This is a genomic window from Caballeronia sp. HLA56, from assembly GCF_054655155.1.
The window spans coordinates 831,926-845,326 of the sequence record NZ_BAAHOB010000002.1 but is presented as its reverse complement, the minus strand read 5'-3'; the positions used below and the strand labels follow the sequence as shown (position 1 = coordinate 845,326).

Annotated in this window: 11 protein-coding genes; 6 read left to right on the top strand and 5 right to left on the bottom strand. The window is 62.4% G+C overall.

The features are described 5' to 3' along the window. Positions 1–40 precede the first annotated feature (40 nt). The gene (locus ACYQ47_RS10200) at positions 41–1,162 is read right to left on the bottom strand and encodes a mandelate racemase/muconate lactonizing enzyme family protein (protein WP_459905306.1); all 1,122 of its coding nucleotides are present in this window, start codon (positions 1,160–1,162) and stop codon (positions 41–43) included. A gap of 106 nt (positions 1,163–1,268) precedes the next feature. On the opposite strand from ACYQ47_RS10200, the gene ACYQ47_RS10195 reads away from it, so the two are divergent. From ACYQ47_RS10195 to ACYQ47_RS10175, 5 genes are all read left to right on the top strand, one after another. Then, positions 1,269–2,171 (top strand): LysR substrate-binding domain-containing protein, encoded by a 903-nt coding sequence (locus ACYQ47_RS10195; RefSeq protein ID WP_244830616.1) that lies wholly within the window; start codon positions 1,269–1,271, stop codon positions 2,169–2,171. 108 nt (positions 2,172–2,279) lie between these two features. Continuing rightward, entirely contained in the window at positions 2,280–4,040 is a 1,761-nt protein-coding gene (locus ACYQ47_RS10190) for an IlvD/Edd family dehydratase (protein ID WP_459905305.1), read from the top strand. Positions 4,041–4,217: 177 nt separating this feature from the next. After that, positions 4,218–5,165 carry a dihydrodipicolinate synthase family protein gene (locus ACYQ47_RS10185; RefSeq protein WP_459905304.1) on the top strand — a complete coding sequence of 316 codons (948 nt, stop codon included), beginning with the start codon at positions 4,218–4,220 and terminating at the stop codon, positions 5,163–5,165. Between the two features lie 39 nt (positions 5,166–5,204). Further along, complete coding sequence (locus tag ACYQ47_RS10180) at positions 5,205–6,512, top strand: MFS transporter (protein WP_459905303.1); 1,308 nt, start codon at positions 5,205–5,207, stop codon at positions 6,510–6,512. Positions 6,513–6,522: 10 nt separating this feature from the next. Continuing rightward, positions 6,523–7,470, top strand: a complete 948-nt coding sequence (locus tag ACYQ47_RS10175; protein ID WP_459905302.1) for a 2-hydroxyacid dehydrogenase — start codon at positions 6,523–6,525, stop codon at positions 7,468–7,470. Here ACYQ47_RS10175 and ACYQ47_RS10170 read toward each other — a convergent pair whose 3' ends face one another. The 4 genes from ACYQ47_RS10170 to ACYQ47_RS10155 form a co-directional block, all read right to left on the bottom strand. Continuing rightward, positions 7,471–8,442: an amidohydrolase family protein gene (locus tag ACYQ47_RS10170; RefSeq protein ID WP_309958619.1), complete on the bottom strand. Its 972-nt coding sequence runs from the start codon at positions 8,440–8,442 to the stop codon at positions 7,471–7,473. A gap of 37 nt (positions 8,443–8,479) precedes the next feature. After that, on the bottom strand, positions 8,480–9,286 hold the full coding sequence (locus ACYQ47_RS10165; RefSeq protein WP_459905301.1) for an NAD-dependent epimerase/dehydratase family protein: 807 nt from the start codon (positions 9,284–9,286) through the stop codon (positions 8,480–8,482). A 17-nt stretch (positions 9,287–9,303) separates the two neighbouring features. Further along, the gene (locus ACYQ47_RS10160; RefSeq protein ID WP_244830629.1) at positions 9,304–10,596 is read right to left on the bottom strand and encodes an MFS transporter; all 1,293 of its coding nucleotides are present in this window, start codon (positions 10,594–10,596) and stop codon (positions 9,304–9,306) included. Between the two features lie 95 nt (positions 10,597–10,691). Next, positions 10,692–12,239: a UxaA family hydrolase gene (locus ACYQ47_RS10155; RefSeq protein ID WP_459905300.1), complete on the bottom strand. Its 1,548-nt coding sequence runs from the start codon at positions 12,237–12,239 to the stop codon at positions 10,692–10,694. Positions 12,240–12,458: 219 nt separating this feature from the next. Here ACYQ47_RS10155 and ACYQ47_RS10150 point away from each other — a divergent pair, with 219 nt between their 5' ends. Beyond that, the gene (locus ACYQ47_RS10150; RefSeq protein WP_309958620.1) at positions 12,459–13,397 is read left to right on the top strand and encodes an SMP-30/gluconolactonase/LRE family protein; all 939 of its coding nucleotides are present in this window, start codon (positions 12,459–12,461) and stop codon (positions 13,395–13,397) included. The last annotated feature ends 4 nt before the right edge of the window (positions 13,398–13,401 follow it).

Sequence of the window (13,401 nt, the reverse complement as noted above, 5' to 3'; positions counted from 1 at the left end):
ACGGGCGCACGCCATCGCAACCAGGACCGAATAAAAGCCTTCAAATCCGCTTCCACTGCCCGTACTTCGCTACCTGCGATTCATCGAAGGAGAAGCCGAGGCCGGGCGCGTCGTGCAGCTTGACGCGCCCGTTCTCATGCGACAACTGGCGGTCCACTAGACGGCGGAAGTTGAGCACCTGATCGTCCCAGAAATATTCGACGTAGCGCGCGTTCGGCGTGGCAGCGACGAGCGGCGCGTGCAGGTCGTGGAACCAGTGCGGACACATCACGACACCATGACTTGCCGCCGTCGCCGCGATCTTGCGCCATTCGGTAATGCCGCCGCACACCGCCGCATCCGATTGCAGAATCGCGGCCGCGCCCTGGTCGAGCAATTCCTTGTGATACCAGCGGCCATAGCCGATCTCGCCCGTCGCCACCGGAATGCGCGTGGCCTTCGCAAGCCTCGCGTGATTGTCGACATCGTCTGGCGAAAAGGGCTCTTCGATGAAGTACGGATCGTATTGCTCGATGCGGCGCACATGCTGCAAGGCCTGCGTGAGATCGGTCCAGCCGTTGTTCATGTCGATCATCAGTTCGACGTCCGGCCCGACGGCTTCGCGTGCCGCCTTCACGCGCCGCTCCTCTTCCTGCGGCGACAAACGCCCGCCTTTCATCTTCACCGCCCGAAAACCCATCTCCACGTAGCCGGCCATTTCCTCGCCGAGCTTTTCAGGTGTCTTGCCGTCGAGATAGTAGCCTCCGCTCGCGTAGGCCGGCACGCTTTCGAGCTCGTTCGCGCCGAGATATTTGTGCAAGGCCACGCCATGCGTGCGCGCGTTGAGATCCCACAGCGCGACATCGAGAATGGACAGCGCACGCATCACGGTGCCCGCGCGTCCTTGCAATAACGCTTCGTTATACATCGTCTGCCAGAGTCCTTCCACAGCGTACGAGTCGCGGCCGATCAGCACCGGCGCGAGCAACTGCTCCACCGCCACGGTCAGCAATTCGCCCGCCGAGCTGCCGATATAGCAAAAGCCGATGCCTTCGACGCCATCGGTCGAGCGCACCTTGACGAGGCCGTAATGACGCGTGGACACCGTGCGCGTCGAAAAGGACGTGACGCGATCGAGCGGCACCGCGGCCGCGCATACGGCGATGGATTCGATGATAGGCATGGCTGTCTCCCTGTATTGTCGTCAAGAACCGCAAGAACGAGTCTGATGACATGCGCGCCGCAGAAGAAGTATCCTTTGGCTTCTTCAAACCCAAAATTTTTTATCGATGGACTCGCGCTATCTGCAGAGCTTCGTGTTCGTCGTCGAACTGGGTTCGATCGCGGAAGCCGCGCGCAGGCTCGATCTGACGCCCGCCGCCGTTGCGCAACGCGTCAAGATGCTGGAAGCCGAACTCGGCGCCACGCTCGTGCGTCGCTCGGGCCGCACGGTGGGCGCGACGGAAGCCGGCGAGCGCATTCTCGCGCGGGCGCGAGCGGTGCTGCACGACATTCGCGACTTGCGTTCGGACATCGAGGACACGGATCAATTAGGCGGTCAACTGCGTCTTGGCGGCATGGCGACGATGATGGGCAGCCTCATTCCCGACGCGCTCGCGGTGCTGCTCGGTCATCATCCGCAGATGGACTTCTATCTGGAGCCGGGCACGTCGCTCGATCTTTATCGCAAGGTGACGGCAGGCGATCTCGATGCCGCCGTGATCGCGCAACCGCTTTTCAATCTCCCGAAAAGCTGCGACTGGCATACGTTTCGCACGGAGCCGCTCGTGCTTCTGACGCCCGCCGCGATGAACGTCAACGACGTCCACGCCACCTTGCTTTCAGAACCCTTCATTCGCTACGACCGTAACGTGGTCGGCGGCCAACTCGCGGATGCGTATTTACGGCAGCAAGGCATCAAGCCGAATCAGCGCTGCGAACTCGATGGCCTCGCGGCCATCGCCACGCTGGTCGATCGCGGGCTGGGCGTCTCGCTCGTGCCGGACTGGGCGCCGCACGAGTATCCGGGCATTTCCGTGCGCAAGTGGGCGCTCCCCAACGCGGCGCCCAAGCGTCTCGTCGGCTTGTTATGGGGACGTTCATGCGCGCGCATCCGGCTCGTGCAGGCGTTTCTCGGCGCGGCGGACTCTATCGAACGGACGCGGCACGGGTCGGGCAAACCGAAGCAATAGTCACGTCCGGAAGCAAGAAGTTCTATGGTTTGAAGCAAGCGCGAGCGTGTCGCGGCAACGCAAGCCAGCCGCGATAATGCGGACACACCTACAGGAGACGCCAGCAACATGAGCGACACATTCAAGAAAAAGTCCGGCGCTGAACAAGACCCGCAACCCGGCGGCCTGCGCAAATCGCTGACGAGCTATGGCGACAGCGGCTTCTCGCTCTTTCTGCGCAAGGCTTTCATCAAGGGCGCGGGCTATACGGACAGCGCGCTCGACCGGCCGGTGATCGGCATTGTCAACACAGGCAGCGCGTATAACCCGTGTCATGGCAACGCGCCGCAGCTGATCGAGGCCGTCAAGCGCGGCGTGATGCTCGCGGGTGGCCTGCCAATGGACTTCCCGACCATCTCCATTGCCGAATCGTTCTCGCAGCCGACCAGCATGTATCTGCGCAACCTCATGTCGATCGACACCGAGGAGATGATTCGCGCGCAGCCCATGGACGCCGTCGTGCTGATCGGTGGATGCGACAAGACCGTGCCCGCGCAACTGATGGGCGCGGCATCGGCGAATATCCCGGCGATCCAGCTCATCACCGGTTCCATGCTGACGGGCGCGCATCGCGGCGAGCGCGTGGGCGCATGCACCGATTGCCGGCGCTATTGGGGACGTTTTCGCGCGGAGGAGATCGACGAGACGGAAATCGCGGCGGTCAACAACCAGCTCGTCGCGAGCGTGGGCACGTGTTCGGTGATGGGCACGGCAAGCACCATGGCGTGTATTGCCGAAGCGCTCGGCATGACCGTTCCGGGCGGCGCCGCGCCGCCCGCGGTGACATCGGACCGCATGCGCGTCGCCGAAATGACCGGCACGCAAGCCGTGCAGATGGCGAAGGACGACCTCACCATCGACAAGATCCTCACCGCCGATGCCTTCGAGAACGCCATGCGCGTGCTGCTGGCTATCGGCGGTTCGACCAATGGCATCGTGCATCTGACCGCCATTGCCGGACGCATGGGCTACGACGTCGATCTGAAAGCGCTCGACCGCATGGGCCGAGAGACGCCCGTGCTGCTCGATCTGAAGCCGTCCGGCTCGCATTACATGGAGGATTTTCATAAGGCGGGCGGCATGGCCACGCTGCTGCGCGAACTCAAGCCGCTTCTCAATCTGAACGCGCTGACCGTCACGGGCCGCACGCTCGGCGAGGAGATCGAAGCGGCGGGTCCGGCCTTCGTGCAGGATGTCGTGCGCTCGTTCGACAACCCGATCTATCCGCAAGGCGGTATTGCCGTCCTAGAAGGCAATCTCGCGCCGGGCGGCGCGATCATCAAGCAATCGGCGGCGAACGCCGAACTCATGGAGCACGAGGGCCGCGCGGTGGTGTTCGAGAACGGCGCGGACTTGGCCACGCGCATCGATTCCGCCGATCTCGACGTCAACGCCGATGACATTCTGGTGCTCAAGAACATCGGTCCGAAGGGCGCGCCCGGCATGCCGGAAGCCGGGTACATTCCGATCCCGCGCAAGCTCGCGACGGCGGGCGTCAAAGACATGGTGCGCATCTCCGATGGCCGCATGAGCGGCACCGCATTCGGCACGATCGTGCTGCACGTGACGCCCGAATCGGCGATCGGCGGGCCGCTTGCGCACGTGCAGACGGGCGACCGCATTCGCCTGTCCGTGTCGAAGCGCGAGATCAGCCTGCTGATCAGCGACGAGGAACTCGCTGCGCGTGCGGCCCGACATCCCGTGACGATACCGACAGCGGAGCGTGGATACCGCAAGCTGTTTCTCGATACGGTGACGCAAGCGGATAAAGGCGTCGACTTCGATTTCTTGCGCGCGACGGAGAAGCGCGGCACGACGCCAAGAAGCTAGACGCGTCATGCTGAAGCACGCCAGGGCCGCTTTCGAGCGGCCTTTTTTGCGTTCACGGGAAGCGTCCGCATAAGACACAAGAATTTTTTGTCTTTGAAGCAAGCGCACCCTTGTTCTTCCATATCCAACCCACGGCGATACTGGCGCGACCCTCGAACGACACCGGAGACGCTTGCCATGACTACATCAAAGACCTTTCAGGGCGCGCTGTCGCCCGTTCTCACGCCATTCGACGATAACGGCGCGCCATCGGCCGAGCGTCTGATTCGCCACTGCCGCGCGTTGCTCGACGACGATGTCGGGCTGGCCGTGTTCGGCACGAATTCCGAGGCCAACTCCATGTCCGTCGCGGAGAAGCGCGGACTGCTCGATGCGCTCATCGGCGCAGGCCTGCCCGCTGCACGCATGATGCCTGGCACCGGCGCTTGTGCGTTGCCGGACACCATCGAACTCACACGCCATGCGGTAGCGAACGGCTGTGGCGGCGTGCTGATGCTGCCGCCGTTCTACTACAAGGGCGTGAGCGACGAAGGCCTGTTCCGCGCATACGCCACCGTGATAGACGCTGTCGCCGATGCGCGTCTGAAGATTTATCTCTATCACATTCCGCCGGTCGCGCAGGTGCCGTTGGGCCTTGCACTCATCGAACGCTTGCTGAAGGCGTATCCGGGCACCATTGCGGGCATCAAGGACAGCTCGGGCGACTGGAGCAACACGTCGGCCGTCATCGATGCTTTCGCGTCCACGGGCTTCGAAGTCTTCGCGGGCAGCGAGACGTTCCTGTTGCGCACGTTGCAAGCGGGCGGCGCGGGTTGCATCACCGCGACGGGCAACGTGAATGCGGCGGCCATCGGCAAGCTCGCGCGCGAATGGCGCGCCGTCGATGCGCCCGCACAGCAACGCCGCCTAGACGAAACGCGCGCGGTGTTCCAGCGCTTCCCAATGATCGCCGCGATGAAAGCGGCCATTGCATGGCAATCCGGCGATGAAGGCTGGGCGAATTTGCGCCCGCCGCTCGTCGAACTCGATGGCACGCAACGCGTGCAGCTTGAAAACGCGCTGGACGCCATCGGCTTTTCCATTCCGCATGCCGATCAGCTCGGCGTTCGCGAACCCGCGCACTGAACCGCCGTACAACCATACGAATAAAAACGGAGACAAATCTTGTACGACAGCCCTTCACTTCCCGCATCGATAGCAACCGACGACGCCGATTCCATCTTTCGCCGCGTTGCGCTGCGCTTCATGCCACTCTTGTTCGTCGGCTACGTGGTCGCTTATCTGGATCGCGTCAACGTCGGCTTCGCCAAGCTGCAGATGTTGAACTCGTTGCATCTGAGCGAAGCCGTGTACGGCCTCGGTGCGGGGTTGTTCTTCGTTGGCTACTTTTTCTTCGAGGTACCGAGCAACCTTCTGCTGCATCGCATCGGCGCGCGGCGCTGGATCGCGCGGATCATGATTACCTGGGCCGCGTTATCGATGGCCACTGCCTGGGTCTCCACGCCCATGCAGTTCTACGCCGTGCGGTTTCTGCTCGGTGTCGCGGAAGCGGGCTTCTTTCCGGGCATGGTGCTGTATCTGACCTACTGGTTCCCCTCGCATCGGCGCGGCAAGATGATTGCGCTCCTGATGGCGGGCAATCCGGTGTCGGGGCTTATCGGCGGACCGGCGTCCGGCTGGATCATGCATTCGATGAGCGGCGTGGGTGGCTTCGAAGGTTGGCAGTGGCTCTTCATCATCGAAGCGGTGCCGTCCATCGTGCTCGGCTTCGTGATCCTGAAGCATCTCGATGACCGCGTCGCCGACGCCACCTGGCTCTCCGAACCCGAAAAGCGCGTGATCCTCGATGAAATCACCGCCGATACCGCCACGCAAACGCACGGCTCGGTGCGCGCGGTGTTCACGTCGGCGCGCGTGTACCTGATGTGCCTGATTCTCTTCGGCATTGTCATGGGTTCGTACGCAATCGGCTTCTGGCAGCCGACCATCCTGCGTTCGACGGGTATAGAAGACGCGTTCATCATCGGCCTTCTGACGATGATTCCGTATTCCGTCGCCCTCATCGCGATGATCCTCACCGGCAAGCACGCCGACCGCACACGCGAGCGGCGCTGGCACGTCGCGCTGCCCGCGCTCATTGCCGGAGCGGGCTTCGTGCTGTGCGCGCTCTTCGGCGCGTCATCGGCGATATCGGTGGCCGGCCTCACGCTCGCGACTGCGGGCGTCATCACCGCGCTGCCGATGTTCTGGGCGCTGCCCACGGCGTTTCTCGGCGGCACGGGCGCGGCGGCGGGCATCGCGCTCATCAACTGCACGGGCAATCTTGCCGGATTCGTAAGCCCGGCCGTGATCGGCTGGCTCAAATCGATCACGCATTCGCTTTCGTCGGGACTGTTCGTGGTTGCGGCTTCGCTTGCGTTGTCGGCGTTGCTGATTTTCGTCTTTGTGCCGGCGAAGCTCGTCAACAAGTAAGGATTCGACGATGACCGCCAACGACACGAATGTGCCACCCGTTTTGCGGATAGGCGAGTTTCCTGCCATTGCCGAGGCCTTGCTGAAAGAGCGCCTCGCTCTACACACGCTCGCCGAGATCGGCGCTGACGACGCGCTCCGCGCGCGCATCGGCGCTATCGTCACACGGTCCAACTACGACATCGACATCGCGCTCATCGAACAATTACCCGCGCTGCGCATCATTGCGACGAGCGGCGTCGGCTTCGACCGCATTCCGGTCGAGTTTGCGCGCGAACGCGGCATCGTCGTGACCAACACGCCCGATCTGCTTAACGCGGCCGTCGCCGAACTGACGATAGGACTCGTGCTCGCGATGCTAAGGCAACTGCCGCGCGCCGACCGCTTCGTACGCGAAGGCGCGTGGTCGAACGGCGTACTGCCGCTCGGCTCGAACCTGGCGGGCAAGCGCGTCGGGATTGTCGGCATGGGGCGCGTCGGCAAGGAGATCGCTCGAAGACTCGCGCCGTTCCATGTCGAGATCGCGTACTTCGGGCGCACGCGTCAGGCGCTGCCGTTCGAATGGTTCGAGACGCCCGTTCAGCTTGCGCGCTGGTCGGACATTCTGATCGCGAGTTGTCCGGGCGGCAGCGCGACGCGTCATCTGATCGATGCTACCGTGCTCGACGCGCTTGGGTCCAAGGGCATGCTCGTGAACATTGCGCGCGGTTCTGTCGTGGATGAAGCGGCGCTAGTTGCAGCGCTGGAACGTCAGGCGCTCGCGGGCGCCGCGCTCGATGTCTTCGAGCACGAACCGCTCAACGATTCGCCTTTGCGACAGTTGGACAATGTCGTGCTGAGCCCGCATATCGGCAGCGCGACGCATGAGACGCGGCTTGCAATGGCCAAACTCACCGCCGACAACGTCGTCTCGTTCTTCACGACAGGACGGGCATTGACGCCCGTACATATCGAGTAATTAGAACTGATACAGCGTGGCGGGCGTATCGACGAGAATGCGCTTGCGCGTCGCTTCATCCGGCACGACGTTGGCGAAAAGGTCCGCGAGCAAGGCATCATCGGGAATGCGGTTCAACGGCTGCTCCGTCGGATGCGGCCAGTCGCTTCCCCACAGCACGCGCTCCGGCGCGACCTGAGCAAAGCCCGCCGCGAGCGCGACGCTATCCGCATACGAAGGCGGCCCGACCTGCGTCTCGTTGTAGAAGCCGATCAGCTTCACGTACGCCTTCCCGCTCGTCAGCAACTCGGAGACCATCTGAAAAGAAGCCTGATGCACCGCATCGGGTTCCGGCACGTGCGCAAGATGATCGAATACGACCGGACACGGCAAGTCGTACCACGTGCTTCGCGCCTGCATCAAAAACGCAGCGGGTGCGTTCACCTGCACATGCCACCCCATTGGCGCAATACGAGCCGCAAGCGGCTTCACCATATCGAGCGTGGTCGTTCCCGGTGGCGCGAGATTGAAGCGGATACCGCGTACGCCAGCGCGATTCAAGGCTTCGAGTTCCGTCTGAGTCACGCTCGTATTGACGACCGCGATGCCGCGTGCGCGTCCGTTGAAACGCGCGATGGATTCGACGAGCAGACGGTTATCGACGCCATAACTCGACGGCTGGATGATGACATTGCGTGTCGTGCCGATGCGCTTTTGCAGTTGCCGATAATCGTCGACGGTTGCATCGCCGGGCTTGAGCGTCGCTTCGGGCGCCCACGGATAGCGATGATCGTAGATGTGATGATGGCAGTCGGTCGCATCGGGCGGCATCGCGAGCTTCGTGCGCTCGGTGCCGGTGGACCATTTCACTTGCTGCGCGTCACTCTGTACTCGCGTTTCTGCGCAACCGCTCAATGCCAAACCACCCGCTGATGCAACGAGCGCACTCAGCGCCTTCAACGTCTCACGACGCTTTCCATTCCACTTCGACAAGGCTGTCTCCTGTTTTATTCGAATGTGCCTGCACGTATTAATCGATGCGCTGCGTGTCTCCCTCGAACTCGCGAAGACAACCGAAGCCGCCATGAAACAGCGCCTCGGTCGCGTCTTCCGCGTCGCTCGATGAGGAGATTTCCAGCGCATGCGTCTGCGCATCGTCCTGCGGTCGATAGCCGAGCGCACGCGCATTCGCATTGCTCCAGCGATTGCGCGCATTGTCGGACACGCCATAAACGATGACGAAGTGATAGTCCGGCGCATCGATAGCGCGACGCGTCAGTTGCACCATGTCGCGATGACTGATCCACGAATAAAGGTGGCGCGGTTCGGTCGGCTTGTCGTCGGGACGAAACGAACCGATGCGCAAACACGCCACCGACATGCCGTACTTGTCGGCATACAAACGCCCGAGCGCTTCGCCGAACGCCTTCGACACACCATAGCGGCTATCGGGGCGAACCATGACCGTGTCGTCGATCATCCTGTCGCGCCGATGGAAGCCCACCGCATGATTCGAACTCGCGAACACCACGCGTTTCACGCCCGCCTCGCGCGCCGCCTCGAAGACGTTGTAGCAGCCATCGATGTTCATGTCGCGAATCTTCTGCCACGTGTCCTCGTCGGGAATGCCCGCGAGATGCACGACCACATCGACGCCCTCCATGATCTCGCGCAAGCGCTCGGGACGCGTGATGTCGGCAGTGACGATTTCCTCATGCTCGCCCGCGCTCGCTTGCGGCGCGATGTCCGCAAGGCGTAGCGCGTAATGGCCCGCGAATCCGGCGCGTAGCGCGCGGCCGATAAGTCCGGCCGCGCCCGTGATCAAAACCCGTTTCATGCGTTGTCTCTCCGTGTTTATCGCAAGGATTGGCTTGCGATGCCGAGTTCGGATGCGCGGCGGTTATGCACGAAAAGCACCATGGCGATGACGCCGGTGAAGTCGATCAGCGCGCCGAACAAGAACGCGCTGTGATAGCCGCCGAAGTATTGGATGAGAACCCCTGTTAGCGCCGGTCCGATGATGCCCGACAGGTTGCTCAGGAAGTGGATGAAGCCACCCACGCCGCCCTGCCGATGCAGCGGCAGAATCTCGTGCTGGATCGCCCAGATGGCCTGGCACGATCCGGTGAGGAACAGGAGCGCCGCCGCGATGAGCGCGACCGCCGCCACGAGCGAAGTGGCCGACGTGATGCACAGCACGGCGACACCGGACAGCGCGAGCGGAATCGTCGCGACGAGCTTGCGCGCCTTCACTGGATCGTCCATGCGACGATAAATCCAGTCGCCTACCAGCCCGCCGCCAAAGTAACCAATGGCGCCGCAAATCCACGGAATGGACGTGATGATGCTCATCTGCTTGAGGTCGAGATGCATCACGTTGGTCAGATAACTCGGCAACCACGAGATGAACACGTACTGTGTGTAGTTCACGGCGAAGAGACCCGCGCCGAGCGCGAGCGTGCTTGGGCGGCGCAGATACGCGCCGAGCGTCATGCCGTCGTCCTCCACGTTCGCGGCTTCGGCAATGGAACGGCTCTCGTCGATCATGCGACGTTCGTCATCGCGCACGCGCGCGTTTTGCGCGGGCTTGTCGGTCACGAAGATGCGCCACACCACGAGCCACAGGAAGCCGAGCACGGCGATCACGATGAACGACGTGCGCCAGTCGAACGCATACGCGATCAGACCGACCACCGGTCCCGCAATGGCATTGCCGAGTGTCTGTCCGGAGAACGTGAAGCCGATCATCGTCGAGGTCTCGTGACGCGGAAACCAGTTCGAGATCGTGCGATTCGTATTGGAGCTCATCGGCCCTTCGCCAATGCCGAAGAACACGCGGCATACGAGCAGCGAGACGAATCCCGTCGCGGCCGCTGTGAGTCCGCAGAACAGCGACCAGATGCCCATGGCGTAAGTGAACACGCGCACGGTGCCCCACTTGTCGGAGAAATAGCCGCCGAGAAAGGAGAAGATGGAATAGCCGATGAAGAAGCTGCTGAAGATGATGCCGAGTTGCGAGGGCGAAAGATCGAGCGTCTTGCCAACGATGGGCGCGACGATGCCGAGCGCCGCGCGATCCATGTAGTTGATCGCGCCTGCCGTGAATAGCAGGCCCGCGACCACATAGCGGTATTTGCCGGTCTTCATATGTCTCCTTGACTGCTTTAGTTATGGAGCGGCCATGAAGCCCTCGGCCGCGAAGGTCCTGCCTTGCCGATGCTGTCGCGTCTAAATCCTCACTCTCAACTCATGATGCCGATCTGCCACGGCACGAATTCGTGATCGCCGAGGCCGAGCAGTTCGCTCTTGCTGCGCTCGCCCGAAGCGGTGGCGAGCAGCGCGTCGAAGATGACCTGCCCCATGCTTTCGATGCTCGCTTCGCCATCGAGAATGGCGCCGCAATTCAGGTCCATGTCCTCGGTGAGACGGCGATACATCGGCGTGTTGGTGGCGAGCTTGATCGATGGCACGGGCTTCGCGCCGAACATGGAACCTCGCCCTGTCGTGAACGCGATGAGGTTCGCGCCACCCGCGATCTGTCCGGTCGCGGAGACCGGATCGAAGCCCGGCGTATCCATGAAAACGAGGCCGTTTTGCGTCACGGGCTCGGCGTAGCGATACACCTCCATGAGCGGCGTGGTGCCGCCTTTCATCGACGAGCCGATCGATTTCTCGAAGATGTTGGCGAGGCCGCCGACCTGATTGCCCGGACTCACCTTGCCGTTGATCTGCACATCGCGACCGACCGAATATTCTTCCTTCCACCAGCGGATGCGATCCACGAGTTTCTCGCCCACCGAGCGGCTCACGGCGCGGCGCGTCAGCGTATGTTCGACGCCATAGACCTCGGGCGTTTCCGACAGGATGGCGGTGCCGCCGTGACGCACGAGAATGTCCATCGCGGCGCCGAGCGCGGGATTCGCGCTGATCGAGGAAAAGCCGTCCGAACCGCCGCATTGCAGGCCGATCTTCAGATGGCTCGCATCGACCGTGCTGCGCGTGACGTCGTTGGCGCGGGGCAGCAACGCCTTCACAGCTTCAATGCCCGCCTCGATGGTTTTGCGCGTGCCGCCGGTTTCCTGCATCGTGAAGGTATGCAGTCGCGAACTTGCGCTCAAATGCTCCTGATCGAGCAGGCCTTGCAACTGATTGCGTTCGCAACCGAGTCCGACGATAAGTGCCGCCGCGAGATTCGCGTGGCGCGCGTAGCCGGCCATCGTGCGGCGCAGCAGTTGCATGGGCTCGCCGCTCATCTCCATGCCGCAGCCGATCGAATGGCTGAACGCCACCACGCCATCCACGTTCGGGTAATCCGCCACTCGCTCGGGCGTGAACCATTCCGCGATCTTGTGCACGACCGTGGCCGAGCAATTCACGGTGGAGAGAATGCCGATGTAATTGCGCGTCGCCACGCTGCCATCCGCGCGCACGATGCCCTGAAACGTCGCGCGCTTCCCGACAGGCAACTGCTCGACCGCGCGATAGTCCTCGCCATAGGCGTAGTCGCGATCGAAGTCGCGGAACTCGACGTTGTGTCCGTGAACCAGCGTGCCCGGTGCGATATCGGCGGCGGCGAAACCGATCACCACGTTGTATTTGCGGATCGGCTCGCCATGCCGGATGGCGCGGGCGGCGATCTTGTAGCCTGCCGTGACCTGGCTTCGGCTCACGAAGTCTTCGGCATCCACGCGCGTGCCCATCGCTACATCCGTGCGGGCAATCACGACGTTGTCATTGGAATGAAGACGGATCACCGGGCCGGCGACGCGCTTTTCGGACTGCTCGATCATGGGTTTCGTATAAGTTATGCGCCGCGAGTACGCGCCTGATGGACCGCTTCATGAAGTACTGGATGGACCACTCGCTGCGCCAATCATACGGATCGGGGATTTGCTATGGTTTGCTTGAGAAGCAAGAAATTTTTTAGTCCGGCGCGCTAACCTGCGGGCTGAGACACCGGGAGCGCCGGGACCGCCGCCGCGCCGACGCTGATAACAAGGAGACATCTCATGTGGCAACAGACCGAACGCTATCCCGACCCGCGCGTGATTTCGCTCGATCCATCCTTCGATCGCTATCGTGTGGCGTTCTCCGCGGTCGAGCGGCTTGCAACGGGCTTTCGGTTCACGGAAGGTCCGGTCTGGTTCGGCGATGGCCGCTTCCTCTTGTTCAGCGATATCCCGAATAACCGCATGCTGCGCTGGGAAGAGGAAACGGGGGCGGTGAGCGTGTATCGCGCTGCATCGAACCATGCGAATGGCAACACGCGTGACCGGCAAGGACGGCTCATCACGTGTGAACATGGGCGCCGCATCACGCGCACGGAATACGACGGCCGCATAACCGTGCTGATGGATTCGTTCGATGGCAAGCCGCTCAATTCGCCTAACGATGTCGTCGTCAAGTCCGACGGTTCGATCTGGTTCACCGATCCGCCCATGGGCATCTGGGGCCACTATGAAGGCAACAAGGCCGAGCCGGAACTGCCGCATTCCATCTATCGCATCGACGCAAAGACGCTCGAAGCGAGCCTCGTCACGGCGGATCTGAAAGGACCGAACGGTCTGTGTTTTTCGGCCGACGAGAAACTGCTTTACGTGACCGAATCGCGCGGCGTGCCGAACAAGCTCATCCACGTGTACGACGTGTCGGAGGACGGGCGCGGAATCGGCCGGGGACGCGTGTTTTACGACGCGGGCGTGGGAACGGTGGACGGCATACGCGTCGATGTCGACGGCAACTTGTGGTGCGGCTGGGGCATGGGCAGCGACGAACTCGACGGCGTGATGATTCTTTCGCCTGCGGGCAAGCCGATCGGACGCATCGCCCTGCCCGAGCGATGCGCCAATCTTTGCTTCGGCGGACCGAAGCGCAACCGTCTCTTCATGGCGGCGTCGCAGTCGATCTATTCGGTGTACGTGAACACGCAGGGCGTCGCGAACGTTTAGCGCG

Bases quoted from the DNA above. Each gene is read 5' to 3' on its own strand.
- ACYQ47_RS10150 (WP_309958620.1), top strand. From the start codon at position 12,459: ATGTGGCAACAGACCGAACGCTATCCCGACCCGCGCGTGATTTCGCTC.
- ACYQ47_RS10160 (WP_244830629.1), bottom strand. From the start codon at position 10,596: ATGAAGACCGGCAAATACCGCTATGTGGTCGCGGGCCTGCTATTCACG.
- ACYQ47_RS10185 (WP_459905304.1), top strand. From the start codon at position 4,218: ATGACTACATCAAAGACCTTTCAGGGCGCGCTGTCGCCCGTTCTCACG.
- ACYQ47_RS10200 (WP_459905306.1), bottom strand. From the start codon at position 1,162: ATGCCTATCATCGAATCCATCGCCGTATGCGCGGCCGCGGTGCCGCTC.
- ACYQ47_RS10195 (WP_244830616.1), top strand. From the start codon at position 1,269: ATGGACTCGCGCTATCTGCAGAGCTTCGTGTTCGTCGTCGAACTGGGT.
- ACYQ47_RS10155 (WP_459905300.1), bottom strand. From the start codon at position 12,239: ATGATCGAGCAGTCCGAAAAGCGCGTCGCCGGCCCGGTGATCCGTCTT.
- ACYQ47_RS10190 (WP_459905305.1), top strand. From the start codon at position 2,280: ATGAGCGACACATTCAAGAAAAAGTCCGGCGCTGAACAAGACCCGCAA.
- ACYQ47_RS10165 (WP_459905301.1), bottom strand. From the start codon at position 9,286: ATGAAACGGGTTTTGATCACGGGCGCGGCCGGACTTATCGGCCGCGCG.
- ACYQ47_RS10175 (WP_459905302.1), top strand. From the start codon at position 6,523: ATGACCGCCAACGACACGAATGTGCCACCCGTTTTGCGGATAGGCGAG.